The following is a 25,148-nucleotide window of genomic DNA, read 5'->3' as shown; positions in this document are numbered from 1 at the left end:
ATTTGTACAATTATCAAAGAGGATAACTGTAAACCATGAGCGATAAGTCTGTTGATATAAAACCCGATGATCGGGATGAAGCGCCACTTGAAGATGTTGTAGAAAAAGTTGCTTCACCGGTTCGTAAGTTTAAAGACAGTCAGGTTTCATCCGGAATTATTTTACTTATTGCAACGGTTATTGCGTTGCTTATTGCTAACAGCCCATGGCAACAAATGTATCACGGTTTAAGTGAGCTGCCCTTATCATTATCGCTTGGCGACTGGACGTTAAGTCACTCATTAAAAGAATGGGTTAATGATGGACTATTAGTCGTTTTCTTCTTTTTGCTGGGTATGGAAATTAAACGTGAATTAATGGTGGGCGATTTAAAAGATATTTCGCAATCGTCATTAGTGCTTATTATTGCTCTAGGAGGAATGGTCGCTCCTGCTTTAATCTATGTGTCTATTTCGGGTGTTATTAATCCTGAGGTAATGCGAGGTTGGGGAATTCCTATGGCAACCGACACCGCTTTTGCCTTAGGTTTACTGGCCTTATTAGGAAATAAAGTTCCGGGGGTGGCTGCGGTTATTTTATCAGCACTGGCGATTGTGGATGACATAGGCGCGGTATTGGTGATTAATTTATTTTACTCCGATGCGCTTGCCATACAGCCTTTACTTTATGGTTTGTTGGTCGTCTCACTAATGGTTCTGTTAAATGTGTCTGGCATTCGACGGCCTTTACCGTATTTTGTATTGGGTATCGCACTCTGGTATTTGGTTTTGCACTCTGGTGTTCATGCAACCACGGCCGGCATAATTGCGGCGTTATTTATTCCCTCTAAACCGGCTGTTAAGTCGCGCTGGTTTACTTCTCAAATGCATAAGCTTCTTAATCGTTTCGAACGAATGGATAAAAAAGAACAAAGCATTTATGAAAAGCCGAAACAACATCAGCTGGTGGAAAAAGCACAAGAGTCTGCTCGACTCAGTATGACACCATTGCAGCACTGGACCAGTCGTCTTGAGCCCAGCGTTTACTTCTTTATTATTCCCGTGTTTGCACTGTTAAATGCGGGAGTAACCATGCCAGATGCTTCACTTGGGAATTTGTTAAGTGGCCCTAATGCTGCCGTATGGATGGGGATATTGTTAGGCTTGTTTATTGGTAAGCCTATTGGCATCGGTTTATTTGCCTGGTTAGGCATTAAATTGAAGCTGGCCCGCTTACCCAAGGATTTATCCATGATGCAGCTGGTGGGTGTAGGCTGGTTGGCTGGTATTGGGTTTACCATGTCGCTGTTTATTGCAACACTTGCGTTTGAACAAAGTGATCTGTTGCTGAAACAGGCCAAAATTGGTGTTCTAACCGGCTCGTTATTTTCAGCAATTGGAGGCAGTATTTTGTTGCTGATAGCAAATGCCAGAGCTAAACAAAGCAACTAAACAAAAGAACTAAACGTGTTGATATGCCCGCGATACTGGTTGAACTCAACCTAAGTAGCTTTTAATAGTTTTTGACTAGCATTAAATTAACTGGAATTGATAGTAATTTGATTGGTGGCATAACTGTTGCTTAAATATTGTTGCTTAAATTTATAAACGTTAATAACGAGTGTTAAACACTCTAAAAGTGAATAAAAAGGAGGCAGTATGTTTCGCATGGTATCAAAATCAATGGTTTTAATAGCTGCTGTTGCACTGTCATTCACAATATCGAATAACGGTTACGCTAACAGCAGTGACAGTGATGATGTTGTAAAGCAGTGGAATCAACTGGTGGCATCCATCAGTGAATACACCGCCAAGAAAAGACAGCAAACCGCTGCGTTTTTTCAAAAGCAACTCGACGCGCTCGATGGCGATATTGATTACTATCAGCAACGCATGGAGCGTGAGACCGAAGAGTTATCCGATGATGTGAATGATCGCCGTCAATATCTTATAGCGTCATTAAAAGAATCTAAGCAGCGTCTTTCGCACTGGATGAAAAAAGCAGACAGTGCAACTGAAAAATCATGGGAAACCATCAACAATGGTGTTGAGCGTTCACTTGATGAATTGTCTGATACCATGAAAAAGTTAGAGCAAGAATTTTCCGATGGTAATTAACCGCAACTAGGGACACGGCAATCTGCAATGGATAACATTGTATTTTAACGCTACTCTCATAAATCAAGGCTTTGACGCTTTAGGAGTGTTACTTAATGGCATCATCTAAAAAGAGTCATTCAAAAAATCAATTCGAACAGGTGATCGATCATCTTGAGGGGCATTATCCCAACATGCCGGAGTTTGCTCAGGCGGTTGAGGAGGTTGGTCGTGATGTGTTTGATTTTTTGAAGAAAAAAAGTGATGACTCTTACTGGAAGGCCTTTCGAATTTTAACCGAACCGGATCGGGTCATTCGTTTTCGAGTGGACTGGGAAGACGATGATGGCGCGTTTCAATGCAATCACGGTTATCGCGTTCAATTTAATAATGCGCTGGGCCCTTACAAAGGCGGCTTGCGATTTTCAGCGGATACCAAAATCGATACTTTAATGTTTTTGGCGTTTGAGCAGACCTTTAAAAATGGATTGACCGGTTTGCCTATGGGCGGAGCCAAAGGCGGTGCCGATTTTGATATAAAAAATCGTAGCGAGTCTGAAATTCGGCGCTTTTGTCAGGCGTTTATGACTCAATTGTCTCATCATATTGGCCCTGATACCGATGTGCCTGCCGGTGATATTGGTGTGGGTACTCGTGAAATTGGCTACATGTTTCACCAGTATAAATCGATCAATAATAAATTTAGAGGGGTGTTGACCGGTAAGCACCCGGTATTTGGTGGCTCCTGCATTCGGGAAGAAGCTACCGGTTATGGTGCTGTTTATTTTACCGTACATATGCTCGATGAAATTGATGACTCTTTAAAAGGAAAACGTTGTGCATTGTCTGGTGCAGGAAATGTTGCTCTGTTTACTGCAAAAAAGTTAATTGAGATGGATGCAAAAGTAATCAGTTTATCGAACAGTGATGGCACTTGTGTGTTCGAAGAGGGCATCACTGCCGATGAGCTGGATTCAATTATTGAAGCCCATGAAAATCGTGTCCGCATGTCGGAACTGGATAACATCAATTGCGATTTTAAAAAAGGCGAAAAACCCTGGGGATTAAAACCGGATATCGCTTTTGCTTGCGCCACTCAAAATGAGCTTGATATTGATGATGCTAAAGTTTTGGTCGAAGGCGAATGCAAGATGATAATAGAAGCAGCCAATATGCCCTGCACCAAAGAGGCTATCGAATATTTTGAAGACAACGATGTTGTGATGGGCCCCAGCAAAGCGGTTAATGCTGGTGGTGTCGCAGTGTCCGGACTTGAAATCAGTCAAAACCGTTCGAGGGTTAGCTGGGAGTCGTCAGAAGTGGATACCAAGTTAAAAGAAATTATGAAGACCATACACGATACTTGTGTCGATTATGGTGATGGTGGCAAAGTGATTGATTATCGACGGGGTGCTAATCTGGCAGCGTTTGATAAGTTATCACAAGCGCTTTATTTTTCTGGTTTAATTTAAACGCTTTTATCAATTGAGTGTTACGCAAGGATTTCCTGTGAAGTTTAACGATAAAAAAGATTGGTTACCTGAAAAAGTTAATAACTTTGATGGCGAAGAGCGAACCGTTGGTGTCGAGCTGGAGTTTTCCGGTGTGGAGCCAAAACAAATCATTGAATCCATCACCGAGCATTTTAATGGCAAAGCTGTTAAACAATCGGTGTTTAATTATCAAATTAAAGACACTGATGTTGGCGGCTTTATTTTGGAGCTGGATGCACAGTTGTTGCAAAAAATGGTTAGTAAAACGGATGATCCAAAACCAGAAGATGCTGTACTGGATAATACCGTTATCGAAATGGCTGAAAACCTGCTTAAGTTTACAGCGGAGCAACTGGTGCCCTGGGAAGTAGTGAGTCCACCGATTAAGGTTAGTCACTTATATAAACTTGGTGATCTGGTTGAAAGTTTAAGAAACCATGGTGCGCTCGGCACGCGGCACGCGGCACGATATGCGTTTGGATTGCATATTAATCCGGAATTATCCGAACTCAGCGCAGACAATATACTTAATCACTTAAAAGCCTACATATGTTTGTATGACTGGATATACGACAAGGAACAAATTGATGTGGTGCGTCGCATTACGCCTTATATCGACTCGTTTAAAAAAGATTATATCGTTAAAATTATTGACGATAATTATAAACCCAGTATGTCAGAATTGATCGCTGACTATATTGAGTTTAACCCAACGCGCAATCGCAGCCTCGACTTATTGCCTCTGTTTGCCCATATCGATGCTGAATGTGTTAAAGGTCTTAAAGATCAACACCTGATTAAGTCTCGTCCTACCTTTCACTATCGATTACCCAATTGTGATATTGATAATCAGGACTGGAACCTCGACATACCCTGGAGTTATTGGTTGCAGGTTGAGCGAGTGGCTAATAATAAAAAGTTACTCGATCAGTTGGTTAATGAGTTTTCAGAAGACTTGCAACGACTGACCCGATCAATTGACAGTAAATGGGTGAAACGTTGTGATGAGCTTTTGGCTCAATAATTGAAACAATAATAGAGACAAAAAGCGACTGAGTGGATGAGCGATAATAAAAAGCCTTTAATAGCGGTTACCGGACCTAAAAAACGCTTTCCCGTGGGGTGGTGGGCAATTCGTTTTAATCTTGCGTTGGCCGGTTTAAGAGCAGTATATCGTTACCCTGATGGCCCAAAAGTTGATCAAAAAATAGATGGCCTCATCATCAGTGGTGGTGATGACATTCATCCTACCCACTATGGTGATCCGGAAAACGAAGCCAGTCGATATGATCCTGCCCGTGATCAACTTGAAATGGATATGTTAAAAGCCTATTTGCCAGAAAATATTCCTATTTTGGGCATTTGCCGTGGCGCGCAACTGCTAAATGTTGTGCTAAAAGGAACGTTACATGCCGACATAAGGCCAGAAAGAAAATTAACGCCAAATAAATACACGGCTTTTCCGATAAAGAGTGTGGAACTTGAACAAGACAGTCGGCTGGCCGACTGTGTAACCCCGCAAACGCTTACGGTAAACAGTTTGCATAATCAGGCGGTTAAAAGTTTAGGTGAAGGGTTGGTGGTTACCGCAAAGGATGCCGATGGATTTATTCAGGCCATTGAACGGCAAGATCGTTTTATTGTTGGTGTGCAGTGGCACCCTGAATACCTGCCTTATATTTCTTCACAGCGGGATATTTTTAAGTGTTTTGCAAAAGCAGTGCGTGACAATATTGTTTTGCAACAGGAGAAAGCGTTAAAACAATAGACAGTGCGAGAAAGCAAAAAAATATATCACTATTCCTGACCCAAGGATTATTTTAGTTCAGGAGGCATGGCAATTCGAATGATATGACCGGTTTACCAGTTATCAAACGGTGATGAATTTTATTTCTGATTGCAGCATGAATCACCTAATTGAATAGGTGGGCACTTGGTTGTTCCGTAAGAGCAAAAGACACAACAGTCACCTTTTAGCGGCTTTAGTAATTCACCGCATCCCTCACATTGATAAAACCACTGACAAGCATTCGTTGGCATATGCTCTTCTTTTTGATGCTTACACAGTGGGCAAGTAATTGTAGAATTTAAATTAATCGAATTCATTATTCTTGGTTTCAAGTTTTGTTAAACCATCTATACATATCAATAATACTGGTTAACAACATCAGAGATAGACCAAGATAAAACAGATAGGTACTCCAGTGTGCAGACCAGAACAGGTAAAGTGTGGTTAATATTGCGAGCGGTCCTGAAACTCCCAGTACGCCTCGTATATGTTGTCGGTTGTTATACCAGCTTAAACTGTTAGCAAGCAGTACAACTAATGCAAGTATTGGTAATAGGTAATTAATCGCAATACCTTCAAGTGACGATAAAAATCCTAAACCCAACAGTGAAGCAACAGTACCCAGAGCAGGAAAGCAGGCCGTACAGCTTAAAGCCGCTAGCCATACACCAAAAATACCAAGTTTATCTACCAGTTTGTTAACCATTTTTTATACCGTTAAATATGCTAATGCAAACAGTATAAACTCCGTACCTGGGTACGGAGTCAAGGATTGGTTAGCGATTCAATGATTGGGCAGCGAGTTTTATCAGTATTACTCTGGCATGATCGGGTTAATTCTTGAATAACGGATTCGAGCTTTTTTAGCTGCTGAATTTTATGTTGAATAACCGCTAGCTTTGACCGGCTAAGTGATTCTATGTCGTCACAGTTTTGACTGAGTGTTAACAATGATTTTATTTCCTTCAAGGTAAAACCAAGAGATTTTGCATTGAGGATAAATTGCAGTCTATTTATGTCAGATGGGCTGTATTGTCGATAGCCGGAGGCGGGCTTTTGAGGTTGTTGAATCAATCCTTCTCGCTGATAAAAGCGGATGGTTTCCGTATTGATATTTAGGTATTTGGCAACGGCTCCGATGGTTTTCATAGGTTATAAAAGTTTAGGCTGGTTTATCCGACTTTTTATCAACATCCACTTTTTTCACCGGGTCAACAATGGTGCCAATTTCAAGCAGCGGTGCGGCATCTATTTTACTGGCGTCCATCATCTGTGCGACACGGCTAAATGATGACAATAATAAATTCTGCTCCCACTCATCGAGATTTTTAAATCGTTCGATAAATTCTTCCTGCATTGGCTTTGGGGCTTTTTCTAATAACAGGCTGCCTTTTTCAGTGAGAAATAATGACACGCGGCGACGATCGGTTTCGCTTCGAATGCGATTGACCAGATCGCGGCTTTCGAGCTTATCTAAAATGGTGGTAATGGTGCCCTGACTTAAGTTTACGTTTTCTGCGATGCGTTTGGCGGTGATCCCCCGTTCTTTATAAACTTCCTGAAGCACCAGTAATTGTGGACCTGTCATGCCACTGGTTTTATTAAGCTTTTTTGAATGCAGATCAATCGAGCGAATGATCCGGCGTAATGAAATAAGCAGTTCTTCGTATTTTTCCATGATGACAGGCGGTCTCGTTGTTATTTTTTCAATGGCTTCTAGTGATCACTTGCTTTTCTGTCGGGCTTCTAGTGCCGCTAATTGTTCCGGTGTGGCTTTGGTTTGATACTGTTGTTTCCATTCTTCATAAGGCATACCGTAAACTTTTTCGCGTGCCTGTTCGTAACTTAATTCAACGCCGCGTGCTTCTGCTTCGGCAACCATCCATTTTGATAAACAGTTGCGACAAAAGTCGGCCAGGATCATCAGATCAATATTTTGTACATCTTTGTTGTCATCCAGGTGTTTAAGTAAACGTCGAAAAACGGCGGCTTCAATATCGGTTTGATGATTCATAAGGATGTTTTCTCGTTGTGATGGGCTGATAGTTGATTGATGAATGAGTAAACGGCTTGTGAAAGCAATTGCGTATTCGATTGGTTAAAACAAAATGTAACAGTTCAATTGTTAAGAGCTTAATTTAATTGTTAAAAGATGAACGCTTTCATAAATTGGGACGTACGCTGATTTTATAAAATGAATCAGATAACTCTGTACCCGTACATCCCCTTGCTTTATTTCAATGAATAACTTGAAACGCAACCAATCTTATTCGGTACGGTTGGTTACTTCCAGCAAGTGGTAACCAAACTGAGTTTTTACCGGACCTTGTACGGTATTGACCGGTGCGGTGAATACCACCTCATCAAATTCTTTAACCATCTGGCCACGACCAAACTCACCCAGATCACCGCCACTGCGACCAGATGGGCAGCTTGAGTGTTCTTTTGCCATGTCGGCAAAATCGGCGCCTTGCTCAATTTGTTGCTTAATGTCGTTGCATTTGTCTTCACTGTCGACCAATAGATGACGGGCAGTAGCGCGTACCATAGTTTATCTCCTGAAAAAATGTTTGAAAAATAATGACCCAGATAAGCAGTTGCCTCAGTAACCAGTGATGTTAAAGCCAGTTAATCACTACCAGAAGCGCCAGTATCACGGCTGTGAATTGCGCTGTCTGGTTAACCTTGCACTGGCTTCGTTGTTGTCACCTGTACTGAGGACGAGTGTCGAGCCTGTATAGTCAGGCGATATTATAACGCTTTTTGAAATTGTTTTTCACCGGCAACCCAGGTTTGTTCAACATTAACCTGCCAGAGCTTGCTGGGATCTAACTTAAAGATATCCTGATCCACCAGAATAAAGTCAGCCCATTTGCCGGGTTCCAGTGAGCCTAAGGTATCTTCCTGGTGGGCGGCGTAGGCGGCATCCAGCGTAAAACTGCGCAGCGCTTCGATTAATGTCATTTTCTGCTCCGGCTTCCAGCCACCGGGTGGTTGGTTCTGGTGATTTTGACGTGTTACAGCGGCGTGTATGCCATGAAACGGGTTGGCCAGTTCAACCGGAAAATCTGAGCCAGAAGCAATGATGGTGCCCTGATCGAGCAGGGTTCGCCAGGCGTAGGCGCCTTTAATGCGATGCGGGCCAACGCGATCTTCGGCCATATTCATATCGCTGGTGGCGTGGGTGGGCTGCATGGAAGCAATCAAGTCCAGTTGTTTGATTTTCTGTAAGTCTTCCAGTGCCACCACCTGAGTATGCTCAATCCGGTGACGCAAACCTTTGCCCAAATCTTTTTTATAGGCTTGCTCAATGGCGTTTAACACGATGCGGTTACCGCGATCGCCAATGGCGTGAATGTTTGCCTGAAAACCGGCGGATAAGATCTCCAGCACTTTATCGTCCAGTACGGCGGGTTTGGTAACCAGCAGTCCCTTGTGATCTTTTTGATCGGAATAAGGTTTGATCATTGCGGCACCGCGGCTGCCCAGAGCGCCATCGGAATACAGCTTAACGCTGCGAATGGACAGTTTATCCTGTGGATCGGCAATTTTTCCGGCGTTTAACCAGTCCGTCAGTTTCGATGAGCTGCCATCGAGCATGGCGTAAACACGCATCGGCAATCGATCTTCCTGTTGTCGGGTCTGGTACAGCTGATAAATATCTTGCCCGATGCCGGCATCGTGGGCACTGGTGATACCCAGACTCAACAAATGACTGAAGGCTTTATCGAGTGCGAAGTTGTTTTCCAGTTGCGTTGGCGCCGGAATTTTACTGGTCACCAGTGTTTCGGCGGTATCAATTAATACGCCGGTGGCTTTGCCATTATCATCGCGAATGATCTGGCCACCATCGGGATCCGGAGTTTTGTCATTGATGCCGGCCAGCGCCATGGCTTTGCCATTAACCCATACGGCATGACCGTCTACACGGCTTAATACAATGGGACGGTTGAGTTTAATTTTGTCGAGGCTGCGATGAGTTGGAAAACTTTTATCGGGCCACAGTACCTGATTCCAGCCGCGACCAATGATCCATTTTTGCTTTGGATTGGCTTTGGCGTAAGCCACGACGCGATCGACGGCTTCCTGCTCAGACTCTGCCCCACGAAGATCCACCGTGGATAAACCTTGCCCCAGCCCTAAAATATGGCCATGAGCATCGGTTAAGCCCGGCAATAGGGTTTTGCCTTTACCGTCTATGGTCGTGGCATCAGGAAAGCGCTCGGAAGCAGTTGTTTTGTCGCCCACATAGAGCACCTTGCCATTGTCGAATACCATCGCCTGAAATGTCAGCAGCTTGGCGTCATTACCCGGTTTGCCCGTAAGGGTGTAGCCTTGTACATTGTGGATCAGCGTCGCTTTGGCAAAGCTTGCGGTTGCAAACAGTGTCAGCGACAGGCTTGTCAGTAGGGTTATAAAAATAGAACGTTTTGTTTCTGTCATTGTTGTGTTCCATCAATTTGTTGTGAAAGTGAATGATTTGATAAATTAATCGTTATAACTCTTTAAATTTATAACTGGTAAAAAATATTTATTGGTAAATAACCTGTTAAATACTTAGCTAGATAAAACAACGGTGATTAAAAGCGTTAAAAATAATGCGCTCAGTTTATCGAGTTTGTACAGGGCTGTCATCTACGAGCTATAGCTGCTGTGTCAGGTTAGAGCAATGGGGCTATCGGTGGGTTGTATAGCGTGATAGCTTTTAATGAACACGGTTAAACCAATCAATTAAATAGCGCTCTATTAATGATCGTAAAAATAATCATCGTAAAAATCATGATCGTAAAAGTCATCGGTTAAAGGTTATCGGTTAAAGGTTATGACGCAAAATCATGGCAACCAATACAGGTTAAGTCGTTTATGAAATCATCGATTAGAAACTGGCTTGAAACGCAGTTGAGCAGCAAGGTGCTGCAGATTGAGCCGGTTAGTGGCGGCTGTATTAACCAGGCCTATTGTGTGCGACTCGCCAGCGGCCAAACTGTGTTTGTAAAAATCAATGAAACTTGTGCCATGTTTGACGCTGAAGCGAGTGGATTAACCGCCATTAACCAGACAGTTTCCAATTTTGCGCCCGATGTTTTGCATTATTGTGATGAGGCGCTGGTGCTGGAGTGGTTAACACCAGCGTCTTCAGATGAAAGTTTTTGGCAGTCATTAGCGGATCAGCTGGCATTAATGCATCAATACAAAGGCCATTCATTTGGTTTTGACTGCGACAATTATTGCGGCGCGACACCACAACCGAATCCTGAATACTCATGTGGCATTGAATTTTTTGCTGAGCAACGTTTGCTGTATCAGGCGAAGTTAGCGCTGAATGCGGGTTTGTTATCCGGTAAAAATTTAATGGCAATCGAGCGGATTGCCGGGCAACTCCATCGCTGGCTCCCAAAACAGCCGCCGGTATTACTGCACGGCGATCTCTGGTCTGGCAATGTTATGGCAACCACGGCGGGCGCCAAGTTGATTGATCCGGCCTGTTACTTTGGCATGGCCGAGGCGGATATGGCCATGACGTTACTGTTTGGCGGCTTTTCGGCAAGCTTCTATGATCGCTATGCCGAACAGAGCGATATAGCGTCCGACTGGCAAGACAGGGCTGAGCTGTACAACCTCTACCATTTATTAAATCATTTAAATTTATTTGGCGGGCAATACCAGAGCGCTGTGCAACGAGTAATAGGGCGATACGGCTTTTAGATTAGATAATTTTTAGATTTAAGCTTTTTTGCCAAAGCCCAGTTTTAACAGGCCAACCAATGCCAGTACACCACCGCCAATCATTAACAGGGTGGCCTTATCAGAAAATGAGCCGGTAAAAGCTTCTTTAATTTGCTCAGTTGCCGCCTGACTCATGTTGTAGCCCCAGTAAAGTAAGGCAAGCCCGGCAATTAACAGGACAATCGAGATGATTTTATTATTCATTAGTGTCTCTCTATTTTTATTGGTTGTCAGCAATACACCCGTTGGATGCATCGGATAAATGCATGTTCTATCTTAATGCTTTAACCACAGATGGCAAACCGCATTGCTTAATGGGTGGTTAGCTATGTTAGTTATTGTGTTGAATGCCAAGCCAGTTTATGGCCAGAGTTATATCTAAGACTACGCCACAAGCGGGCATGCGGATCAATTATTCGTATAAAAAACATGAGCTTTCTATTAAAATAGGGCGCGACAATTAACGATGAACACAAGGTACGCCATCTGAATGGAAAAAAAGCTTAAACTTCATGGGTTTAACAACCTCACCAAATCGCTCAGCTTCAATATTTACGACATTAATTACGCCAAAACAGCGGAACATCGTCACGAATATATCGAATACATTGATGAGCAGTACAACGCTGAACGATTAACCAAAATTTTAACAGACGTTACCGAAATAATCGGTGCTCATGTGCTTAATGTATCGCGGCAAGATTATGATCCTCATGGTGCGTCTGTCACCATGCTTATTGCCGAACATGAAATTGAGCCGAAAGAAGATCAACTGGACGAAACTCCGGGGCCTCTACCTGAGTCAGTGGTGGGGCATCTGGATAAAAGTCATATTACGGTTCACACCTACCCAGAAAGCCATCCCGATGGTGGCATCAGTACCTTCAGAGCCGATATCGATGTTTCAACCTGCGGGGTTATTTCGCCACTAAAAGCGTTGAACTATCTGATCCACAGCTTTGATTCCGACATTGTAATTATGGACTATCGCGTGCGAGGGTTTACTCGTGATGTTGATGGCACCAAGCATTATATCGATCACGAAATTAACTCGATCCAAAACTATGTGTCGGAAGACACCGAAAATGCTTACCAGATGATTGATGTTAATGTTTATCAGGAAAATACGTTTCATACCAAAATGATCCGTAAAAGCATTGATGTGGATGAATACCTGTTTGGATCAGGCGCAGAAGAATTTCCCGAAAAAGAATTAAATCGTATTCGAAATCGCGTCGAAAAAGAAATGGCCGAAATTTTCTACTCGAAAAACATGCCTGATAAAGACTGATTGTTTTTGAATTAAATTAAGCCGAGGGAATGGCTTTAATAACGTTTAAAGTCAAGAATGATATTGATGTTTTCAGTGCAATCAAATCAACTTCAACTATAAGTTAAAAATATAAAGTATATTACCTAAGTCTTTTAGTTCAGGCATGGGTGCTATTGGTTCGCACAAAAATACGTGCAAACCCTACATGGATTACTCTTTTGTAGGGTGCGCATTTTGCGCACAGAAGACTGGTTAGTTAAAGATTACCTGTCTATATAAAACAGGATGGAGCTATTTAATTCATATATGTTCCAATGAAATTGAAATAAATTGATACACATGAACATACATATACTCGTGAAGTTACGTTGTAATAATCTCTTTTGTGATTCTTACAGGAAGTAAATAAATGTTGATTACATTCATACATATTGCCACAGGAACAGTAGGACTGATTTCTGGGGCGGTTGCCTTTTATGCTCTTAAAGGTTCCAGCATACATAAAAGAAGCGGATTAGCGTTTGTTGTATCAATGTTATTGATGTCAGCAACTGGGGCTGTCATTGCTGCACTGAATTCGAGCCAGCTTAGTGTGATTGCGGGGGCATTGACATTTTATCTGGTGTTAACGGCTTACCTTTCTGTTCAGCGCACTAGTTTGAAAATACGATACTTCAATATCATTATGTTAGTTTTTGGTGGTGTTGTGGGATTGTCAGGGATTACTATTGGAATTGAAGGGTTAAATACTCCCGATGGGCAAATTGATGGAAAGCCTGCTCAGGTTGCTGTTGTGTTTGGCTCTGTCGCACTGATTGCCACTTTGCTGGATCTAAGAGCAATTATTTGGGGAAGTGCCAAGGGAAAACACAGATTACTCAGGCATCTATGGCGCATGGGTTTTGCTTTATTAATTGCAACCGTTTCTTTTTTCCTGGGTCAGTCACAATTAATTCCAGAGTTTCTTCGTCATTTCTTAATATTATTGATGCCAGTGATTGCTGTGATTATTTTAATGGTTTACTGGATTTTTCGGGTCCAATATTTTTCTTTTAAGCAAAGTCGTTAAAAGATATGATTTTCGCTGCACAAAAATTATCAATCATTCTTTATCAAGACCTAATAAAGATAAGTTTAAAAGTAACAAGATTATCAAACATCAAACCACTCTCTGTCACGGTTTGTATTAACGCTGTTAACCATAAATTTTCAAGGGAAAAAATATGAAATCACTGTTAACGTATCGACTTTTTATTGTTCTAGGTTTAGTGAGTATCGCTGTTATTCCAATGCTTGCACAGGCCAATCCGCAACTCGCGACTATCCCTGGTGCACGTGCAAACATGGAAATCCTTCCATCGAACAGTTTTCAATCGAAAGCATTTTCCTATGAGCATCAAGTGACGGTTGCTTTACCAGCTAGCTATAGAGTTCAGCCTGAACGAACTTATCCTGTGTTGTGGGTACCGGACTCGCCACTGATTATGCGTTCAATCGTCGGATTACTTGATGTGTTGGTGTTGGGTAATCTGGCTCCCGAGATGATTGTGGTAGGCATTGGAAGTCCGCCAGAGGAAGGGCTGGCAGGTGTAGGCAGACGTGTGATTGATTTTTCTCCCCCCGGAAAAGGCTATGCTCCACCGGGGTTAGCAGGAGAGCGTTGGTCTTCTTTGGCACCGATCCCTGAGTTTCCTCACAAAGCAGAGGCTTTTCTTAATTTGCTTGTAGAAGAACTCCGTCCTAAATTAGCAAGCGAGTATCGTTTCTCTGGAGAGCATGCTTTATTTGGTCATTCTGCAGGGGGAATGTTTGCGGCGTACAGCCTATTCACACGGGCGGAAGCATTTCAGAAGATGATCATTGGAAGTCCTTATCTTGAGGGTGTTAAAGGCGCGGTGTTTGTGGCCGAAGCTAAATACGCGGAGTCTCACGACGATCTTAAGGCAAAGGTTTTTCTGGGCGTAGGCGAAAAAGAGGCTGAGGAATATTTTGTCGCCATTTCTGGCAATCTAGAATCCACCGCTCGGCTCTCACGTACTCTTACTGCGCGTCACTATCCTTCGTTAGATCTCAATACCAGAATTTTTGCTGGTAAAGATCATTACACTGTATTACCAGATGTTATCATCAGTGGAATCAGTTTCTTATGGCGTGAGGAAATTTCTCAGTTGCCTTCATCTTGGCCAACACGCAAAGCAACAGGCAAGTGAGTATAGATGTTTAAAACTAAGGTTTGAACTTGTTATTGAACAGTTGCACCGTAGTTTTTTTACTCTGGAGTTTCTATGCGAAAAAGGCCTTATACTATATGAAGTATTCAGAGAGTTTTGTGGTGTAGTTTAGTGTTGAATGTGGCGAATTAAAATTCGTTCTATACTCACCTAATGCCCAGACCCACAGGTATCCAGTACGAAAACGCTTTTTAGCATGTGATAACCGTGATCGAGGACATCAGTAGGGTGCGCATTTTGCGCACCGGTTGTAATTATTAGTGTGAGCTAGTTGGTTTTATTATGTGTATTATTGGTTCGCACAAAAACACGTGCAAACCCTACAAGTGGATGTGTTAATAGATGCGAGTTTTTTGTTAAAAAAACTAAACGGTATCTAATTAAACGACGGTCAGTATCAAAGCTACTAATCTGAGGCAACCACTTTCGCTCCCTCTTTATCCAGTTGTGCTGTGCAGGCAAATGCATGTTCACCTTGTTTTAAATCTTCCAGCATTTGTTGGGATACCTGTTCGGCTTTTGCTTGAGTATCACAAATTGCAAAGCAGGTAGGCCCTGAACCGGATATTGAAAAGGTAAACGCGCCCATTTCAAGGGCGTTTTTTTGTGCCCTATGATAATTTTTTATTAAACCCTGGCGTGATGAGGTTAATTCATTGTCGTGCAGTAGTGCCAGCGCTGTTGGTAAATCATTTTGATAACAGCTGGCAATAAAGGCTGCCAGTTGCGCTTGTAGATTAATGGCATTTTTTAAAGGCAATGACTTGGGTAATATTTCTCGTGCGCTTTTTGTGGTGATTTCTATATCCGGGAAACACAGTGCAAAATGCAGTGAGTCAAAAAATGGAATGGATGAAGAGGGTGACGGCAGTTGCTCGCAAATTAATTGCAAACCACCCAACAGACTGGGTGCGACATTATCGTAATGCACGCTTCCGGAATTGCTGCCTTCAATAATCGCCGACCATTCCAGCAGTTGTTGCTGTGTAAAGGGTTTTTTATACCATTCATTTAAACCAAATAAAGTGGCCACTATGGACGATGAGCTGGAGCCGAGCCCACTACCAATGGGTAAGTTTTTGGATAATTCAAAGGTTAGCTTTTGTGGTTTGACGGTCAGTTTTTGATTAAAAAATGCGGCGGTTTTTATAACCAGATTTTCTTTGTCTTCTGGCAACTTGTAAGCGAACTCTCCAACCGCAGTATATCCGGCTGGTGATTTGTCGCTTATGGTTAGCTCATCGCCCAGTACTCGATCAGAAGTATGCAGGCAAGCGCCCAATACATCAAAGCCAACGATAAAGTTGCCGATGGAAGCGGGTGCAAATACTTTTATTTGTTTCATAGGTGCAAAGCCATATTTAAGTGTACCGAGTCTATTACAATTGTTGCTGAGAGTTTATTGAGTTTAGCATCAGCTTCATAAAGACAGGATATAAAAGATCAGTCTATGCTTACTATTAATCGTAAGCATAGATGATAATGGGTATTCTTTAAATCAATCACTGCATTATTGGAATACTATTATCTAAAACTATTAAATAAACTTTCAAACAATAAGCGTTATGCGACGACGGTTTTTAAAATATCACCAAATACACCGGCTGCGGTAACATCGGCACCGGCACCATAGCCACGGATCACCAGCGGTACAGGATGGTATCGTGCAGTGGTAAAGGAAAACGCATTCTCACCATCGCGAATGGAGTAAAGGGGGTGGCTTGCGTCTACGGCGAGCAACTGCACCGCCATTTTCCCTTGATCATTAATAACGCCCGCCAGTCGCAATACTTTTTGTTGCTGTTTTGCCTGTTTGATTTTTTCTTCAAAGACAGTGTCCATTTCTGGCAGCCTTTGCAAAAAGTCATCAATTGTTTTTGCATCATTTAGCTCATCACTGATTAATGGTTCAATTTCAATATCAGTCAGTTCCTGAGTGGCACCAAATTCACGGGCAATAATCAGCAGTTTACGAGCTACGTCCATGCCGGAAAGATCATCTCTTGGATCCGGTTCGGTAAAGCCTTTCTGTTTGGCTTCTAACACCGCTTGAGAAAAACTTAAACCATCGTCGAGCTTGCCCATAATATAAGACAGTGATCCCGATAAAATACCATCGAAGGACAACAGCGAGTCACCACTTCTCACCTGATTCTGAATATTGGCAATGACCGGCAGGCCGGCACCCACATTGGTTTCGTAAGCGAATTGTTTTAATGACTGCTGTGCTTTTTCTCGTAATGTTAAATAATAATTATGAGAAAGCGTATTGGCTTTTTTGTTGGCCGCAACAATATGCAAACCCTGTTCAAATAACGCCGGGTAACATTCGGCCAGTTGATCATTACTGGTGCAGTCAATAAACACAGGATTCAGTGGGCGTTCCTGAGTGATTAAAGATTGCAGCTGTTCAATGCTGGAGGGTGTCGATGCGTTATCGAGTTCAAGCCGCCAGTTATCGAGCGAAATGCCATCGCTGTGCCAGAGCAATTGTTTCGAGTTGGCGATGGCAATCACCCGTAAATCAATACGTTGTTGTAATAGCCAGTTTTGCTGTTGTTTAATTTGCGACAAAAGTTCGTCGCCAATGGTGCCCACACCATAAAGCACCGCAGAAATAACTCGTGGGCATTGAAAAAAGTATTCATAGGTTTTATTCAGCGCCACTTTTGATTTTGCCTGGCGGATCACTGCCGAAATGGATCGCTCCGATGAGTCCTGAGCAATCGCCACAATATTGACATTGGCGGCGGCTAACGCTGAAAAAAGTTTTGCGGCTATGCCGTGGGTTTGTTTCATATGATCGCCAACCACGGTAATGGAGGATAAGGACTCTCGCACATCCACCGGATCAACCTGATGATGTTTCATTTCCAGAGCAAACTCACGATTAAGCGCACGCTTTGCCCGTGACACATCAGACTGATTAACACAAAATGAAATGGCGTATTCCGATGAAGATTGTGAGATCAAAATGATCGACACACCTTCTCGCGAAATGCATTGAAACACACGTTCGGCGAGCCCCGCGTGTCCTTTTAAGTCAACGCCTGATAACGTCAGCATGGCGAGATCATCAAGCATGGTAATGCCTGCCAATGGAAATTCTCGCGGGTTACTGCTGCTTGTGATCAAGGTGCCGGCATCATCCGGCTTAAAGGTATTTTTGATCCGCGTTGGAATTCGGTAGCTGGCAATCGGCGCAATGGTTTTGGGATGCAATACCTTGGCACCAAAAAATGACAGTTCCATGGCCTCCTGATAACTCAGTTGCTCAATCACCTGTGCCCGAGAAACACGATTTGGATCGGCATTATAAATACCTTCAACGTCGCTCCATATTTGCAGTTCATCAGCCGATAAGGCGGCGGCATAAATTGCGGCGGATAAATCAGAGCCATTTCTGCCAAGCAGAGTAATTTCACCTTCTTCATTGGAGGAGACAAATCCCGCGGCAATGTAATGAGTGGGCTGCTCAGTTTTGCTAAGTGGCTTTATCAACCGGTGACAGGCGTCTTCATCAAAACTGGCCTCAAGATAGTCGGAGGGCTGTACACCACTGATGGTTTTTATCAGATTGGCACTGTCGAGTAATGTTATGTCGCGGCTGTCGATTGCCTTGGCCGCGTAGTAAAACAGAATCGATGATAAACGCTCACCCATTGCCAGAATCCGGCATCGGGTCGACAAGCTGGCATCTTTTACAAGTTGCACACCGGTTAATAATTGCTCCAGTCGATTCAATTGCTCAACAAGCGTTTGCTGACAAGCTTGATGCTCAAAGTTATCCAGCGTTTTGTGTAATTGTTCCAGCCGTTGTTGATGCTGCTCTGTTATCGATTCCAGTTCGACAATTGTATTCTCGCCTGTCAAAGCGTTGTTCAGTGCTGTTTGTAAACGATTGGTGACACCACCCAGTGCCGATACAACGGTGACGGAGGTTTCATCCGCGCACTGCTGTCGGGTAATATTGCAGCACTCAATAAATGCCTGCAAAGGTTTGAGTGAAGAGCCGCCAAATTTCAGCACTTTCATGAACGATTGTCTCCTTAATGTCGAGCTGTCCCATTGTTTGGGAAGGGTATATCGCCACTGGATTTCTATCGGTATTCGATTTATACAAAGTTAACCGGGTACGTTTCGAAATTATTGCTGTGGCAAAGGGGTTAATTAGAGTACTAATAAGTCTAGAGTGCATTGGTTAACAAATGATTTCAATTAAGTTTTATAGCTCAATGGCATATATTTTTCAGGTTGGTTATAGTGCGGGTCGAGAAGCTGTTAACTTTGGCGGTTATACAAGTATAAAAAGCGAGCTTAAATTGAATAATTAAGCGTTAATAAAGAATCAGTTTTAACCAAGATTTAAATGTCATAGAAAATAGAGGGCGGAGTTGTGAAACATATTTTAACAGGCTTGCTAATGATCAGCTGTTTACCTGTCTTTGCACAAGAGGTTGCAGCAGAGATTACACAAGAGATGGCAAAAAAAGTCATTCATGCTGGTAAGTTGATTGATACGGAACGGGGTAAAGTGCTCGAAAAGCAGTCGATTATAATCGAAGGCAAGCAAATCGTTGATGTAAAGCCGGGCTATGTTTCCGGCGATAATATTATTGATTTAAAAGATTCGGTAGTGATGCCCGGATTAATGGATATGCACACTCACCTGATGACGGATGTGACTCCCGAGTCTTATACCGAAGAGTTTTTTCACGATGAGTCTTACTTTGCCATTAAAGCCACCGTCAATGCACAAAAAACATTACAGGCAGGCTTTACCACCGTCAGAGATTTGGGCAGTGATCCCCGTGTGACGCGAGAGCTGTCGAAGGCCATTAACAGCGGTATGATCCCGGGCCCACGTATGTTTAACGCCGGAAAAAGTATTGCCACCACTGGCGGCCATGCGGACCCAACCAATGGATTAAATTATAAACTAATGAAAGATCCGGGGCCGAAAGAAGGCGTCATCAATGGTCGAGCCGATGCTCTTAAAGCCGTTCGTCAGCGTTATAAAGAGGGCGCTGATGTGATCAAGCTGACGGTGACTGGTGGTGTACTCAGTTTGGCGAAAAGTGGTGAAAACCCGCAGTTTACCAATGGTGAACTTGAAGCCGTGATGGAGGCTGCGAAAGATTATGATTTTGTGGTGGCGGTTCATGCCCATGGCGCCGAAGGAATGAAGCGTGCTATTAAAGCCGGAGTGCATTCTGTCGAACATGGCACCTATATGGATGACGAAGCCATGAGGCTAATGAAAAAACATGGCACCTATTATGTACCTACCATTACCGCAGGAAAATGGGTGGCGGAAAAAGCGGACGGTTATCCAGCGGTTGTGCAACCAAAAGCACGCGCTGTTGGCCCTCAAATACAAAAGACCTTTGCCAAGGCTTATAAAAAAGGCGTCAAGATTGCTTACGGAACCGATGCCGGTGTGTTTCCGCACGGTTTAAACGGTCGCGAGTTTGCTTATATGGTGGAAGCGGGTATGCCAGCGATGGAAGCGATTCAGTCGGCCACCATGGAAAGCGCCAAGTTATTAAGAATTGATAATAAACTGGGCAGTATTGCGAAAGGAAAGGTTGCGGATATTATTGCAGTAAAAGGTGATCCACTGAGCAATATAAAAGTGATGGAAAATGTCTCCTTTGTTATGAAAGACGGCAAAGTACACAAAGAATAATCATTGTTAAAACTGCTGGAAAGAGCGCTAATGATGGAGTTAGCGCCCTTTTTTATTGGCTAGAGTAAATGGATAGTTGATTTAATATTATGATTTTATAAACGTTATTTGACTTAGTTTGTCATAGTTTGACTTAGAAAGTCACTCAGGTTGTTCCGGACTATCAAAATGAATTTCCTGCTGTTCTCCCGGTTTTGAAAAATAATCATAACCGCTTTGTTTAAGATTTTCGGGCACCTTTACCGGAACATGAATACCAACATTATGATGACTGTTAATGATATTATTTAAGATGTGTAGACCTTCTCTGGACAGCATAAACCAGTAGGGAGGAAAGGCAGTGCTGGTTTTTCTTTTTTGCCAGTGATTTTTATGAGTTAAAAAATGCTTCGGGTTAGGATCGGCATCACCCATGTGCATTACGGTTACCTTTTTATTGTCACTACTATTATCAGTTACACGAAACACCAGATTTTCCACATCTGCTCTGGCTGGCCATCCTGCATGGGGTATGCGAACCGCTTCTATCAGTGTGTTATCAATCGTTTTTTTCCAGGCAATGGTTTCCGGCAGAAGTGAAATGGAAAACAACCGATCCTTAATGGTCTTATCGGGTTTAAGTGAAGTCAACTGATTAACGGCCTGACGGGGGGCAAACAGCTTTACGTGTTTATGTTGCGTTAAATAGGTTAATACATCCTGCGCCGAAAAATGATCATCATGAGCATGGCTGATAAACATAAAGTCAACATTGTTATAAGGCGCTTTACCATCCATCATCGATTGCCGTATTGAGTCGGGAACCGCCTGATAAATACCAAAGGTTTTATGAAAGAAAGGATCGAATAACAGCTTGTGTTGATCGGTTGTAATCATTACCGCTTCATTGCCGAGGTATTGGGCAGAGGGATGCAGTCCTGATTTACGTTCATGAGAAAAAAGTGTAGAGATGTAGAAACTAGCAATAATGATAAGCCATTTATTCATTAACCGTTTCCTTCAGATAAGAGTTGAAATGAAATTACCTATCACATAAAAAGAACTGTTTTATGTGATAGGCATAAAGCTTGATAACATTTTTTACTTAAACGAAATTTTCGCTTATAACTGCTGCAAAATCGCTTCTGCAGTACTGGCTTCAAACTGCTTTGGCTTTTCAACATTTAGTTGTTTGACAACGCCATCTTCAACAATCATGGCGTATCGTTGTGAACGAACACCACCAAAATCACCGGTATCCATTTCTAGTCCAATGGCTTTGGTAAAAGCAGCACCGCCATCGGCGAGCATAATAATGTCTTCTGCGTTACTATTTTTGCCCCAGGCATTCATAACAAAAGAGTCATTCACCGATAAACAGATAATACTATCGACGCCTTTTGCCTTAATTTTATCGGCATTTACCACAAAGCCCGGTAAGTGTGATTCGGAGCAAGTTGGGGTGAAAGCACCCGGTACGGCAAATAAGACAACTTTTTTACCTGCGAACAAATCGTCGGTGGTTGGGTTGCTGGCACCATCGCTGGTGAGCAGTTGGAAACTGACAGAAGGGAGTTTATCGCCAACATTAATCATAATGATTCCTTATGTTTGAGATTTTAGTCAATCGTGAAGTTCTACTTTATTGTAAGGCAGAGAGTTTGTATTGGATAGTGCTTTGTTGGCGAAGATTGATGCAAGTGTATATCAGCGGAATTTATTTGAATAAATACTCTCATAATAATAGCTATTTATATTATCCTGAAATTAAAAACACCTGCTCCGGTTAAGAGCAGGTGAAAGTGTGTTTCCAGGGAAGAGAGTTACTTAAATATTGTATGGGTTATAAGTCGTAACTGATGGCCTGTTTTAGTAAGTCTTTAATGCCGTCGTCATCGGAATCACAGTCGCTTAAGTCAGACTTGTCAAACACATAAACACGGTCATCTTTTTTATTGGACTCGCTGAATTTATTAAAAATAACCGTAACATGTTCATTACTGTCAAGTGATTTTAATGAAGCATTGTAATCACAAATGGCGCCTATGGTTTCGTTGATAATGGCCATACGCTTTTCTTTGCTGCGTTTTTGACGAGCGTTACGATACTCTTGCATTTTTTCGTTGTATGTATCCATTTTTGCTTTGTTCTTTTCGATACGTTTTTCCAGCTCTTTGCGTTTTTGTTCAATGGCTTCACGGCGATCTTTTTCGGCGCGGTATTTTTCTCGTTCCAGCTCACGGATTTCTCGTAAGTTGTCCCGGTACTCTTCTTTATTATCTCTCATTTGCTCACGCATGTAGCGAAGCTCTTCGGCAATTTCAGCGGCTACTTCAGAGCGCTCACCGTCAAGATCCGCCATGCCCTGGGCAATTTCAGCTTCCATTTCTGCCATGGCTTCGGGGGGTAAAATAGGTGCCATGGCAGGAATGGCTTCTTGCACTATGGACAGTGTATTAGCGCCGATGGCTTGTCCCCAGGCTTCCCAGTCACCGTCGGGTGCCGGTATATGAAAAGCGCCGCTGGAATGAATGGTGAATACCATACCTTGTTTTGCGAGGTACATAGCTTCGACTCGAGTGCTGTAGTGGTTGTTGCCACTAATGGAGGTTTCAATAATTTTTTTCATGATGCGCATGTCTTTATTTATATCGTCATAATTTGCGGCATAACTAAAGGTTGCTGCGCTAACAAGCAGTCCTGCGAATAATGATTTAATCTTCATAATAACTTCTCCAAAAAACCTTTACTGTTTAAAATTAAAATCTGATTTATATGAGTTAAACCTCTACTCATTTGAAACTTTTAAAACCTGATTAAGGTATTGATTATTTTCGATTTGATTGTCGACGATATAATCAACCCGTTGGTTCAAATTATTCTGATCGATGTCCCGTTGCTGTAACCAACTGGCCATAAGCGAGTTTAAGTCTTGCCGACGCTCCTGGCGGTTATGCAACATTAAGGTATTGAGCATCTGCTGATTATCACTCACTTGTTGCAGTTTCTGTTCTTCGAAGCGGTTGTCGATGTAGCTGATTTGTCGCTGGGCCAGCTGATTAAATTTTTCATCCACCAGTTGCGCAACTTCCTGCTGAGTGCCCGAGCCGCCAAAGCTGACGGTGAAGCCACTGCCGGTGGAAATAAATTCAACACGAAACAACACCAGTAAAATGGCCAGGGTAGAGGATGCCAGTGACAATCCATTAAACCAGTTGAATCTGGCGGGTTTTCTACCGGCTGCGGCAAATCGTGTTCGGTGCCAGTCGGGTGGTGTTTGTTCCTGCCAATTTTGTTGCATCTTTTGCGTATTAAGTGCGCTGTAATATAAATCGCGACAGTGATCGCAAGTATCAATACTTTGCTCAAACGCCCGGCAAAGAGATGGTTCTAATGTGTTGTCCATGTATTCAAATAAATATTGATCAACCAGTGAATGATTACATGACATTTTGTACCTCCAGTTGCCCTTTGAGTTTTTTAAGGGCTGCGTATAATCGTGTTTTTGCCGTGTTGGATGAAATGCCAGTTTGCATGGCAATTTCATCAAAGGTGAAGTGTTGAAAAAACTTCAGTTCCACCACCAGACGTTGTTCATCACTTAACTGTGATAACGACTGCATAATGCTTGAATTGGATTGCGCTTGTTGCACATGGTGCATCGGTGACTGTTGAGTGCTGCCATGTTCCGGCTCATATTCCGATGCCTGATGGGTCGGGATCCTGTGACGGCTTCGTAACCAGTCGGTAGACTTGTTAGAAGCGATTCGAAACAACCAGGTCAAAAATTTGCTCTGACCACGAAAGTTGGGCAAGTTTCGATATACCGCCAGAAACACTTCTTGCATCAGATCCATGGCTTCATTGTTGGAACCACTCAATCGTAAACAATAGTTGTAGACTTTTTTCTCGTATCGACGAACCAACTTAACCCAGGCTCGCTCTGAACCGTCGAGAGCCTTATCGATTAATTGTTGATCGGTGTCATTAAATAACATGGCAAAGCATCATTGTTTATTTCTGTTACAGCCTTAGTCGGTGAGGGTTGGCAAATAGTTTGCTTTACCTGCGGTTTATTTTCCATGGAAACAATGTGGATGATAAGGATTGCTCTATTTTATGCGAACACTGACACTGTCGCCTACTTCAAGGGACATATTCTGTTGCAACGAACTTTGATACAGCGCCAGTTCCAGTAGATTGTCAGCGTTTATCAGAGATAATCGCCCATCGGCTGATGCATCGCAATAAAATGGCCGCAGTGGAAATTGCTGTTGCTGGCATTGTGCGATTAGATCCGATTGATGGGGAATGTCGGCTTTTTCGATGTTGGTAATGGCATTTCCAAAGCGATCGAAAGTAATGATTTGCCCAACCAGATGATCGCCAATCAGTTCCGGTGTGGGAAACGTCAGTTGATGATAGTTTTCGATAGCACCGGCAAATTCCAGCAATTGTTCTGGATGTGTCGCAAGCCTGGCACTGGCTGGAGCAAATAGCGCCAGCCCATCGAAGCTGTGATGTTTTTGCCACCATGGGGTATTATTTTTTAACGCATAGGCAGTGACCGAGCGGTATTGTTGGCTGGCGAGGGACAAAACACCATTATTAGGGCCTACCAACCAATGGTCGTCACATTTTAAGGCTATCGCCTGACGCTCCGATCCGACTCCCGGATCCACCACCACCAGATGAATGGTATTGGCCGGAAAATGCCGCGAATAGCGCTTAAGCGCCATAGCTGCCTGCCAGATGTTCTGAGGTTCTATATTGTGCGACACCTCCTGCAGTTTATGAGTTGGTGCGTGGGTATGCAGGTAACCAAGCATGGCTGCCGTGTAGCCATCCTGGCTGCCAAAATCGCTGAGCAGGGTAATGATATTTGTCATAGG

26 protein-coding genes are annotated in these 25,148 nt (G+C 42.9%); 10 read left to right on the top strand and 16 right to left on the bottom strand.

Features of this window, described 5'->3' with window-relative positions; translation table 11 throughout:
* The first annotated feature begins 35 nt into the window (after positions 1 to 35).
* From nhaA to C8D97_RS14750, 5 genes are all read left to right on the top strand, one after another.
* Entirely contained in the window at positions 36 to 1,430 is a 1,395-nt protein-coding gene (gene nhaA, locus C8D97_RS14770; RefSeq protein WP_210204962.1) for a Na+/H+ antiporter NhaA, read from the top strand.
* Positions 1,431 to 1,637: 207 nt separating this feature from the next.
* Positions 1,638 to 2,096, top strand: coding sequence for a hypothetical protein (locus C8D97_RS14765; RefSeq protein ID WP_109764569.1), 459 nt, complete (start codon positions 1,638 to 1,640; stop codon positions 2,094 to 2,096).
* Between the two features lie 95 nt (positions 2,097 to 2,191).
* Positions 2,192 to 3,547 carry an NADP-specific glutamate dehydrogenase gene (gene gdhA / locus C8D97_RS14760; RefSeq protein WP_109764568.1) on the top strand — a complete coding sequence of 452 codons (1,356 nt, stop codon included), beginning with the start codon at positions 2,192 to 2,194 and terminating at the stop codon, positions 3,545 to 3,547.
* A 37-nt stretch (positions 3,548 to 3,584) separates the two neighbouring features.
* Positions 3,585 to 4,592: an amidoligase family protein gene (locus C8D97_RS14755; protein ID WP_109764567.1), complete on the top strand. Its 1,008-nt coding sequence runs from the start codon at positions 3,585 to 3,587 to the stop codon at positions 4,590 to 4,592.
* Positions 4,593 to 4,628: 36 nt separating this feature from the next.
* Complete coding sequence (locus C8D97_RS14750; protein WP_109764566.1) at positions 4,629 to 5,336, top strand: gamma-glutamyl-gamma-aminobutyrate hydrolase family protein; 708 nt, start codon at positions 4,629 to 4,631, stop codon at positions 5,334 to 5,336.
* 119 nt (positions 5,337 to 5,455) lie between these two features.
* Here the strand turns inward: C8D97_RS14750 and C8D97_RS18525 are convergent, their stop codons facing one another.
* The 7 genes from C8D97_RS18525 to C8D97_RS14715 form a co-directional block, all read right to left on the bottom strand.
* The gene (locus tag C8D97_RS18525) at positions 5,456 to 5,674 is read right to left on the bottom strand and encodes a GDCCVxC domain-containing (seleno)protein (protein WP_109764565.1); all 219 of its coding nucleotides are present in this window, start codon (positions 5,672 to 5,674) and stop codon (positions 5,456 to 5,458) included.
* Positions 5,675 to 5,685: 11 nt separating this feature from the next.
* Positions 5,686 to 6,063, bottom strand: a complete 378-nt coding sequence (merC, locus tag C8D97_RS14740) for an organomercurial transporter MerC (protein WP_109764564.1) — start codon at positions 6,061 to 6,063, stop codon at positions 5,686 to 5,688.
* A gap of 59 nt (positions 6,064 to 6,122) precedes the next feature.
* A complete protein-coding gene (locus C8D97_RS14735) occupies positions 6,123 to 6,506 on the bottom strand; it encodes a MerR family transcriptional regulator (RefSeq protein WP_109764563.1) in 384 nt (127 codons plus the stop codon).
* Positions 6,507 to 6,519: 13 nt separating this feature from the next.
* Positions 6,520 to 7,035 carry a MarR family winged helix-turn-helix transcriptional regulator gene (locus C8D97_RS14730; RefSeq protein ID WP_109764562.1) on the bottom strand — a complete coding sequence of 172 codons (516 nt, stop codon included), beginning with the start codon at positions 7,033 to 7,035 and terminating at the stop codon, positions 6,520 to 6,522.
* A gap of 45 nt (positions 7,036 to 7,080) precedes the next feature.
* Positions 7,081 to 7,371, bottom strand: coding sequence for a DUF1244 domain-containing protein (locus C8D97_RS14725; RefSeq protein ID WP_109764561.1), 291 nt, complete (start codon positions 7,369 to 7,371; stop codon positions 7,081 to 7,083).
* Positions 7,372 to 7,623: 252 nt separating this feature from the next.
* Complete coding sequence (locus C8D97_RS14720) at positions 7,624 to 7,905, bottom strand: peptidylprolyl isomerase (protein WP_109764560.1); 282 nt, start codon at positions 7,903 to 7,905, stop codon at positions 7,624 to 7,626.
* Between the two features lie 203 nt (positions 7,906 to 8,108).
* A complete protein-coding gene (locus C8D97_RS14715; RefSeq protein WP_109764559.1) occupies positions 8,109 to 9,800 on the bottom strand; it encodes an amidohydrolase in 1,692 nt (563 codons plus the stop codon).
* Positions 9,801 to 10,220: 420 nt separating this feature from the next.
* Here C8D97_RS14715 and C8D97_RS14710 point away from each other — a divergent pair, with 420 nt between their 5' ends.
* Positions 10,221 to 11,063, top strand: a complete 843-nt coding sequence (locus tag C8D97_RS14710; RefSeq protein WP_109764558.1) for a fructosamine kinase family protein — start codon at positions 10,221 to 10,223, stop codon at positions 11,061 to 11,063.
* 18 nt (positions 11,064 to 11,081) lie between these two features.
* Here C8D97_RS14710 and C8D97_RS14705 read toward each other — a convergent pair whose 3' ends face one another.
* Positions 11,082 to 11,288, bottom strand: a complete 207-nt coding sequence (locus C8D97_RS14705) for a DUF3185 family protein (protein ID WP_109764557.1) — start codon at positions 11,286 to 11,288, stop codon at positions 11,082 to 11,084.
* 286 nt (positions 11,289 to 11,574) lie between these two features.
* On the opposite strand from C8D97_RS14705, the gene speD reads away from it, so the two are divergent.
* The 3 genes from speD (at position 11,575) to C8D97_RS14690 (ending at position 14,567) form a co-directional block, all read left to right on the top strand.
* Positions 11,575 to 12,375, top strand: a complete 801-nt coding sequence (gene speD, locus C8D97_RS14700; RefSeq protein WP_109764556.1) for an adenosylmethionine decarboxylase — start codon at positions 11,575 to 11,577, stop codon at positions 12,373 to 12,375.
* Between the two features lie 391 nt (positions 12,376 to 12,766).
* Positions 12,767 to 13,426: a DUF2306 domain-containing protein gene (locus C8D97_RS14695; RefSeq protein WP_109764555.1), complete on the top strand. Its 660-nt coding sequence runs from the start codon at positions 12,767 to 12,769 to the stop codon at positions 13,424 to 13,426.
* Positions 13,427 to 13,580: 154 nt separating this feature from the next.
* Positions 13,581 to 14,567: an alpha/beta hydrolase gene (locus tag C8D97_RS14690; RefSeq protein WP_109764554.1), complete on the top strand. Its 987-nt coding sequence runs from the start codon at positions 13,581 to 13,583 to the stop codon at positions 14,565 to 14,567.
* A 427-nt stretch (positions 14,568 to 14,994) separates the two neighbouring features.
* On the opposite strand, the gene thrB is transcribed toward C8D97_RS14690, so the two are convergent.
* Complete coding sequence (gene thrB, locus C8D97_RS14685; RefSeq protein WP_109764553.1) at positions 14,995 to 15,933, bottom strand: homoserine kinase; 939 nt, start codon at positions 15,931 to 15,933, stop codon at positions 14,995 to 14,997.
* Between the two features lie 218 nt (positions 15,934 to 16,151).
* Positions 16,152 to 18,623, bottom strand: coding sequence for a bifunctional aspartate kinase/homoserine dehydrogenase I (gene thrA / locus C8D97_RS14680; RefSeq protein ID WP_109764552.1), 2,472 nt, complete (start codon positions 18,621 to 18,623; stop codon positions 16,152 to 16,154).
* Between the two features lie 361 nt (positions 18,624 to 18,984).
* Between thrA and C8D97_RS14675 the strand changes: the two genes are divergently transcribed.
* Positions 18,985 to 20,277: a metal-dependent hydrolase family protein gene (locus C8D97_RS14675; RefSeq protein WP_245411466.1), complete on the top strand. Its 1,293-nt coding sequence runs from the start codon at positions 18,985 to 18,987 to the stop codon at positions 20,275 to 20,277.
* Positions 20,278 to 20,418: 141 nt separating this feature from the next.
* Here C8D97_RS14675 and C8D97_RS14670 read toward each other — a convergent pair whose 3' ends face one another.
* The 6 genes from C8D97_RS14670 to C8D97_RS14645 form a co-directional block, all read right to left on the bottom strand.
* Complete coding sequence (locus tag C8D97_RS14670; RefSeq protein WP_109764551.1) at positions 20,419 to 21,264, bottom strand: MBL fold metallo-hydrolase; 846 nt, start codon at positions 21,262 to 21,264, stop codon at positions 20,419 to 20,421.
* 114 nt (positions 21,265 to 21,378) lie between these two features.
* Complete coding sequence (locus tag C8D97_RS14665) at positions 21,379 to 21,852, bottom strand: peroxiredoxin (protein ID WP_109764550.1); 474 nt, start codon at positions 21,850 to 21,852, stop codon at positions 21,379 to 21,381.
* A gap of 247 nt (positions 21,853 to 22,099) precedes the next feature.
* Entirely contained in the window at positions 22,100 to 22,981 is an 882-nt protein-coding gene (locus C8D97_RS14660; RefSeq protein ID WP_109764549.1) for a hypothetical protein, read from the bottom strand.
* 63 nt (positions 22,982 to 23,044) lie between these two features.
* Positions 23,045 to 23,707, bottom strand: coding sequence for an anti-sigma factor (locus C8D97_RS14655; RefSeq protein ID WP_109764548.1), 663 nt, complete (start codon positions 23,705 to 23,707; stop codon positions 23,045 to 23,047).
* Complete coding sequence (locus tag C8D97_RS14650; RefSeq protein ID WP_109764547.1) at positions 23,697 to 24,254, bottom strand: RNA polymerase sigma factor; 558 nt, start codon at positions 24,252 to 24,254, stop codon at positions 23,697 to 23,699. The genes C8D97_RS14655 and C8D97_RS14650 overlap by 11 nt, the downstream gene beginning before the upstream one ends.
* Before the next feature lie 114 nt (positions 24,255 to 24,368).
* Positions 24,369 to 25,145, bottom strand: a complete 777-nt coding sequence (locus C8D97_RS14645; RefSeq protein ID WP_109764546.1) for an SAM hydrolase/SAM-dependent halogenase family protein — start codon at positions 25,143 to 25,145, stop codon at positions 24,369 to 24,371.
* Positions 25,146 to 25,148 lie beyond the last annotated feature (3 nt).

Source organism: Pleionea mediterranea, from assembly GCF_003148745.1.
GTDB lineage: Bacteria > Pseudomonadota > Gammaproteobacteria > Enterobacterales > Kangiellaceae > Pleionea > Pleionea mediterranea.
This window is presented reverse-complemented; position numbering and strand designations above follow the sequence as displayed.

What these genes read in the sequence shown, in the direction of transcription:
- C8D97_RS14670 (WP_109764551.1), bottom strand. Translation starts at nt 21,264, where the DNA reads ATGAATAAATGGCTTATCATTATTGCTAGTTTCTACATCTCTACACTT.
- gdhA (WP_109764568.1), top strand. Translation starts at nt 2,192, where the DNA reads ATGGCATCATCTAAAAAGAGTCATTCAAAAAATCAATTCGAACAGGTG.
- C8D97_RS18525 (WP_109764565.1), bottom strand. Translation starts at nt 5,674, where the DNA reads ATGAATTCGATTAATTTAAATTCTACAATTACTTGCCCACTGTGTAAG.
- C8D97_RS14710 (WP_109764558.1), top strand. Translation starts at nt 10,221, where the DNA reads ATGAAATCATCGATTAGAAACTGGCTTGAAACGCAGTTGAGCAGCAAG.
- C8D97_RS14735 (WP_109764563.1), bottom strand. Translation starts at nt 6,506, where the DNA reads ATGAAAACCATCGGAGCCGTTGCCAAATACCTAAATATCAATACGGAA.
- C8D97_RS14725 (WP_109764561.1), bottom strand. Translation starts at nt 7,371, where the DNA reads ATGAATCATCAAACCGATATTGAAGCCGCCGTTTTTCGACGTTTACTT.
- C8D97_RS14730 (WP_109764562.1), bottom strand. Translation starts at nt 7,035, where the DNA reads ATGGAAAAATACGAAGAACTGCTTATTTCATTACGCCGGATCATTCGC.
- C8D97_RS14660 (WP_109764549.1), bottom strand. Translation starts at nt 22,981, where the DNA reads ATGAAGATTAAATCATTATTCGCAGGACTGCTTGTTAGCGCAGCAACC.
- C8D97_RS14695 (WP_109764555.1), top strand. Translation starts at nt 12,767, where the DNA reads ATGTTGATTACATTCATACATATTGCCACAGGAACAGTAGGACTGATT.
- speD (WP_109764556.1), top strand. Translation starts at nt 11,575, where the DNA reads ATGGAAAAAAAGCTTAAACTTCATGGGTTTAACAACCTCACCAAATCG.
- C8D97_RS14645 (WP_109764546.1), bottom strand. Translation starts at nt 25,145, where the DNA reads ATGACAAATATCATTACCCTGCTCAGCGATTTTGGCAGCCAGGATGGC.
- thrB (WP_109764553.1), bottom strand. Translation starts at nt 15,933, where the DNA reads ATGAAACAAATAAAAGTATTTGCACCCGCTTCCATCGGCAACTTTATC.
- merC (WP_109764564.1), bottom strand. Translation starts at nt 6,063, where the DNA reads ATGGTTAACAAACTGGTAGATAAACTTGGTATTTTTGGTGTATGGCTA.
- C8D97_RS14655 (WP_109764548.1), bottom strand. Translation starts at nt 23,707, where the DNA reads ATGTCATGTAATCATTCACTGGTTGATCAATATTTATTTGAATACATG.
- C8D97_RS14705 (WP_109764557.1), bottom strand. Translation starts at nt 11,288, where the DNA reads ATGAATAATAAAATCATCTCGATTGTCCTGTTAATTGCCGGGCTTGCC.
- C8D97_RS14765 (WP_109764569.1), top strand. Translation starts at nt 1,638, where the DNA reads ATGTTTCGCATGGTATCAAAATCAATGGTTTTAATAGCTGCTGTTGCA.
- C8D97_RS14715 (WP_109764559.1), bottom strand. Translation starts at nt 9,800, where the DNA reads ATGACAGAAACAAAACGTTCTATTTTTATAACCCTACTGACAAGCCTG.
- C8D97_RS14750 (WP_109764566.1), top strand. Translation starts at nt 4,629, where the DNA reads ATGAGCGATAATAAAAAGCCTTTAATAGCGGTTACCGGACCTAAAAAA.
- thrA (WP_109764552.1), bottom strand. Translation starts at nt 18,623, where the DNA reads ATGAAAGTGCTGAAATTTGGCGGCTCTTCACTCAAACCTTTGCAGGCA.
- nhaA (WP_210204962.1), top strand. Translation starts at nt 36, where the DNA reads ATGAGCGATAAGTCTGTTGATATAAAACCCGATGATCGGGATGAAGCG.
- C8D97_RS14720 (WP_109764560.1), bottom strand. Translation starts at nt 7,905, where the DNA reads ATGGTACGCGCTACTGCCCGTCATCTATTGGTCGACAGTGAAGACAAA.
- C8D97_RS14690 (WP_109764554.1), top strand. Translation starts at nt 13,581, where the DNA reads ATGAAATCACTGTTAACGTATCGACTTTTTATTGTTCTAGGTTTAGTG.
- C8D97_RS14650 (WP_109764547.1), bottom strand. Translation starts at nt 24,254, where the DNA reads ATGTTATTTAATGACACCGATCAACAATTAATCGATAAGGCTCTCGAC.
- C8D97_RS14665 (WP_109764550.1), bottom strand. Translation starts at nt 21,852, where the DNA reads ATGATTAATGTTGGCGATAAACTCCCTTCTGTCAGTTTCCAACTGCTC.